This window comes from Dietzia sp. SYD-A1, assembly GCF_015356725.1.
In the GTDB taxonomy this organism is placed as follows: Bacteria; Actinomycetota; Actinomycetes; order Mycobacteriales; family Mycobacteriaceae; genus Dietzia.
In genome coordinates this window covers 1-825 of record NZ_JADDKI010000665.1, presented here as the reverse complement: position 1 = coordinate 825, position 825 = coordinate 1, and the positions used below count along the sequence as shown (strand labels likewise).

The 825-nt window shown below is 69.9% G+C and carries 1 protein-coding gene; it reads right to left on the bottom strand.

Annotated features, from left to right (window positions below):
* Positions 1 to 171 precede the first annotated feature (171 nt).
* Positions 172 to 825 (bottom strand): SurA N-terminal domain-containing protein (locus IY392_RS18340; protein ID WP_194862002.1); only part of this gene is annotated, 654 nt, incomplete at its 5' end.

The window sequence follows — 825 nt, the reverse complement described above, 5'->3', positions numbered from 1 at the left end:
GCCCAGGACGGACAGGCTCGTCACTGCCGCCGCGAGCGTCGCAGTCCGTGCCGCCGTCCGCGCCGCTGCTGAGGTCGCGCCGACTGCCGCGGCGCCGGCTGCGAGGATCCCACCCGGTGCACCCATGGAACCGATTCCACCACGGACCCCGGCGCCTCACGGCCGGATCCGCTAGAGGTGCTCGGTCACGTCCGCACCCTCGCGCAGTTCCTCGGAGAGCATCTGCATGGCCTGCGCCTGCTGCTCTGCCACCAACTGCTCCTCGACCTCGTCGCGCACCTGCTCGAGCGGGGGCAGTCCACCACCCGCCTGGCCGCCCGACATCGCCTGCTGCTGCGCCAACTGCTGGTAGGCGGCCTCGATCTCCTCGTCCGTGGCGGAGAACTCGCCGTACTCGTCGACGATGAGCTTCTCCACCAGGAGCTGCTTCTCGATCTGGTCCATCACGTCGTCGCGGTCCAGCCCCTGCTCGCCCATCGCGGCGAAGAACTCGTCCTCGCTGGCCTGGTTGGACTCGGCGAATCCGGCGAGCGCGGTGTCGATCTCGGCGTCCGAGACCTCGAGTCCGCGTTCCAGTGCCTCCTGCCGCAGCAGCTCGCTCCCGACCAACCCTTCGAGGGTCTGCGCCCTGAGCTGGTCCTCGTCCACCGGCTGGCCGGTCATCTGCGCCTGCATGGCCATCTGCTGATACTGGCCCTCGAAGACGGTGACGAACTCGTCCTTGGTGATCTCGGTGCCGTTGACCTCGGCCACCGGATCGGGGATGTCGTCGGTGTTCGGGCCCGCGCCGTCCTGCGCGGGGTCGGTCTGCGGGTCGGCCTGCCC